3 protein-coding genes are annotated in these 4,332 nt (G+C 35.3%); all 3 read left to right on the top strand.

Features of this window, described 5'->3' with window-relative positions; genetic code table 11:
- The coding region (gene cysD, locus VFS71_RS17265; protein ID WP_326402837.1) for a sulfate adenylyltransferase subunit CysD at positions 1–696 on the top strand (696 nt) is incomplete at its 5' end.
- Positions 697–810: 114 nt separating this feature from the next.
- Positions 811–2,055 carry a sulfate adenylyltransferase subunit 1 gene (locus tag VFS71_RS17270; RefSeq protein WP_326402838.1) on the top strand — a complete coding sequence of 415 codons (1,245 nt, stop codon included), beginning with the start codon at positions 811–813 and terminating at the stop codon, positions 2,053–2,055.
- 147 nt (positions 2,056–2,202) lie between these two features.
- Entirely contained in the window at positions 2,203–4,293 is a 2,091-nt protein-coding gene (locus VFS71_RS17275) for a nitrite reductase (RefSeq protein ID WP_326402839.1), read from the top strand.
- Positions 4,294–4,332 lie beyond the last annotated feature (39 nt).

A 4,332-nucleotide genomic window follows, 5' to 3' on the forward strand; every position in this document is an offset into this window, starting at 1 on the left:
GAGACAATTGCTTTCAGAGATAAATTAGTAGAAGAATTAGGTTTAGAGTTGATCGTTCGTAATGTTCAGGATGCTATTGATGAAGGAAAAGTGGTTGAAGAATCTGGGAAATATTCCAGTAGAAACAGTTTACAGACAACTACACTTTTAGATGCTATCGAAGAATTCAAATTTGATGCTTGTATTGGTGGAGCTCGTCGTGACGAAGAAAAAGCAAGAGCTAAAGAACGTATCTTTTCTGTTCGTGATGATTTCGGTCAATGGGATGAAAAAAACCAGCGTCCTGAATTGTTTGACCTTTTGAACGGAAAAATTGAAAATGGACAAAATGTACGTGTTTTTCCAATTTCAAACTGGACTGAATTGGATGTTTGGAGTTATATCGAACAAGAGCAAATCGAAATTCCATCGATTTACTTTTCACACAAACGTAAAGTTTTTTTGAGAGACGGTTTAATTTGGTCACACTCTCCTTTTGTGTACCAAGAAGAAGACGAACAAATCGAAGAAAGAATTGTTCGCTTCAGAACCGTTGGAGATATGAGTTGTACTGCCGCTGTTGAATCGTATGCAGCAACCATTCAAGAAGTAGTTGGAGAAATTCGTTCTTCGACTATTTCTGAAAGAGGAGCCAGAATTGATGACAAGCGTTCTGAAGCTGCGATGGAAAAAAGAAAACAACAAGGGTACTTTTAAAATTATTTTAAATTATAAATTTTGAATGTCTGAATTATTTAGAAAGCATTTAAAATTTAGAATTAAACATTTAAAATAAAAAAAATCAAATTCAATATTTAAAATAAAAAACTGATGGAAGTTTTAAAAATAGCAACAGCAGGAAGCGTAGATGACGGAAAAAGTACATTAATCGGAAGATTATTATACGATACAAAATCATTGACTACAGATAAGATTGAAGCAATAGAAAAAAGCAGTAAACAAAAAGGATACGATTACCTGGATTTTTCTTTGGCTACCGATGGTTTGGTTGCCGAAAGAGAGCAAGGAATTACAATAGATGTAGCGCATATTTATTTTTCTACAGCGAAAAAAAGTTACATTATTGCCGATACTCCGGGTCACGTAGAATATACCCGTAATATGGTTACCGGAGCTTCGACTTCACAAGTATCTATTATTTTGATTGATGCCCGTAAAGGAGTTATTGAGCAAACGTATCGTCACTTTTTTATCAATAATTTATTGAGAGTAAAAGATGTGATTGTTGCGGTGAACAAAATGGATTTGGTTGATTATTCGGAAGAAGTATACAACAAAATCAAAGCCGATTTTCAGGCATTAAATGCTAAAAGCGCATATAAAGAACAAAATGTAAGTTACATTCCGTTAAGTGCTTTGACAGGAGATAATGTAGTAGATACATTAGGAAAAATGCCTTGGTACACAGGACAAACTATCCTACAACATTTAGAAGCTTTAGAGTCAAAAGATGTTTACGATAATGGACAAGCACGTTTTCCTGTTCAAACAGTTATCAGACCAAAAACAGAAGAGTATCACGATTTTAGAGGATACGCTGGGAAGTTATACGGAAGCAATATTAAAGTTGGAGATGCTGTAACGGTTCTTCCTTCTTTAACAGAATCTACGGTGACTAATATTCATTTTTTTGACCAACAATTTGATGAGGCTAGTGTTGGTTCTTCCATCACTATTGAATTAGAAAATGATATTAATGTGACTAGAGGCGATATGATTGTAAAATCAAACGAGCTTCCTAGAGTAGAAAAAGACATCACAACAACAGTTTGTTGGATGGATAGCAAAAAATTAGTGGCAGGTGCAAAATATTTTGTGCAACACAACACGAATAGAGTTTTGGCTAAAATTGATAGTGTGAAAAATGTAATCGCAACCGATTATTCTGGGACAACTCCAGCAACTCAATTAGCGATCAATGAAATTGGTGAAGTAACCATTAAATTGAGCAAAGCCATTTATTTTGATGCTTACAATGATAACAAATCAAATGGAGCTTTCATCTTAATTGATGCAGCAACGAATACAACAGCAGGAGTTGGATTTATTAAATAGTTTTAAGCTATCAGCTATGGGCTTTGAGCCTAGAGCTTTTGAATAAAGAATAGAAATATAAACTTAGAGTAAATCTCAAAGTTATAAGGTTAAAAATACAGATAACAGCCCAAAGCTCATAGCTCAAGGCTCAAAGCTAAAAAAGATATGCAAAGTTTTAGAACCGAAATAGAAGACCCGATTGTCCAAAAAGAGATTATCGATTTAGAGAAAAAAATTCATTTATTCCGTGGTGGACAAATTGATGATGAACGTTTTCGTAGTCTTCGTTTGGCACGTGGTATTTACGGCCAACGTCAGGAAGGCGTGCAAATGATTCGTATTAAATTACCATATGGAAAAGTGTCTAGCGAACAATTGAGAAGAATTACCGATGTATCGGAAAAATATTCTACAGGTCGTTTGCACATTACAACGCGTCAGGATATTCAAATTCACTATGTGAGTTTGGATAGAACGCCAGAACTTTGGGCAGACTTGGCCAAAGATGATATTACTTTGAGAGAAGCTTGTGGAAACACGGTAAGAAATATTACGGCTAGTGAAACTGCTGGAATCGATGTAGATGAGCCATTTGACGTATCGCCTTATGCACACGCTTTGTTTCAATATTTGTTACGTAACCCAATTTGTCAAGAAATGGGACGTAAGTTCAAAATATCATTTTCATCTTCTGAGAAAGATACTGCTTTGAGTTATTTGCACGATTTAGGATTTATTCCAAAAATTGTAAACGGAGAAAAAGGTTTTAAAATAATGTTAGGTGGAGGTTTAGGTTCACAACCAAGCCACGCAGAATTGCTTTCAGAGTTTGTACCGGTTAATCAAATTATCCCGACTGCCGAAGGTGTAATCAGAGTTTTTGACCGTCACGGAGAAAGAGCAAAACGTTTGAAAGCACGTTTGAAATTTTTAATCAAAGATTTGGGACGTGATGAATTTATGCGTTTGGTTGACGAAGAGAAAAAAGCTTTGGCTTTCCATACCTACGAAATAGACACTACTGCTTTTGAAGGTGCGATTACAGAGCCTTTGTTAGAAGTGCCATCTGTAGTGATTGATGATGTTGATGCATACGAAGCTTGGAAAAAATCGAATGTGGTTGCACAAAAACAAGCTGGATATGTAGCTATTGGAATCAAAGTTTCCTTAGGCGATTTTTATATCGACAAAGCAAGATTGTTGGCTGATTTGGTTAAAAATTATGGAGCCAATGAATTGCGTTTTTCATTAAGACAAAACATTCTTATCCGTAATATCAAAGAAGAAAATTTACCGTTTTTCTATCAGGAATTAGCAAAATTGGATTTTGTAACTTTAGGATATAATTCGATAGCTGATATTACCGCTTGTCCAGGAACTGATACTTGTAATTTAGGAATTGCCAGCAGTACTGGTATCGCTGAAGAATTGGAAAGAGTTTTTGCAACAGAATATCCTCAATACAATAACAATCTGGATATCGCTATAAAAATTAGCGGTTGTATGAATGCCTGTGGGCAACACAATATGTCTGAAATAGGTTTCCAAGGAATGTCTATTAATGCAGGAAAATTGGTGGCTCCAGCACTTCAGGTATTGTTAGGTGGAGGAAATTTAGGAAACGGAAACGGAAGATTTTCGGATAAAGTAATCAAAATTCCAAGCCGAAGAGGACCAGACGCTTTGAGATTAATCTTAAATGATTTTGATGCGAATGGAAACGGACAATCATTTTTGAATTATTATGATGCCAAAGGAGAGAAATATTTCTATGAATTTTTGAAACCATTGGCTGATGTAACTAATTTGACCGAAGCTGATTTCGTAGATTGGGGTAATGCCGATAACTATGTAAAAGCAGTTGGAGTTGGAGAATGTGCCGGTGTTGTAATTGACTTGGTTGCTACATTATTATTTGAAGCCAAAGACAAATTAACTTTTGCTCAAGAAGCTTTTGATGATAAAAAATGGTCTGACGCTATTTATTTAGCATATGCTGGATTTGTAAATGGAGCCAAAGCATTATTATTGGCCGAAAACGAAAAAACAAACCACCACGCAGGAATTATTGATTTATTTGATACTGTTTTCATCGAAAGCAAAAAAATAGAGTTGGGTTCAGATTTCAAAGAATTGGTTTATCAAATCAGAGCCAACGAGCCATCTGAGGCTTTTGCACAAAAATATATTCAAGATGCTATAGCTTTCTTCGGAAAAATAGAAGCATACAGAGCCAAAGATTTAGCTAATGCATAAAATGATACAACCCAAAGTAACTTTAGTGGGCGCAGGACC

It is taken from the genome of Flavobacterium sp. (genome assembly GCF_035760125.1).
In the GTDB taxonomy this organism is placed as follows: Bacteria; Bacteroidota; Bacteroidia; order Flavobacteriales; family Flavobacteriaceae; genus Flavobacterium.

Excerpts from the sequence above, each read along its gene's own strand:
- VFS71_RS17270 (WP_326402838.1), top strand. The coding sequence starts at position 811 with ATGGAAGTTTTAAAAATAGCAACAGCAGGAAGCGTAGATGACGGAAAA.
- VFS71_RS17275 (WP_326402839.1), top strand. The coding sequence starts at position 2,203 with ATGCAAAGTTTTAGAACCGAAATAGAAGACCCGATTGTCCAAAAAGAG.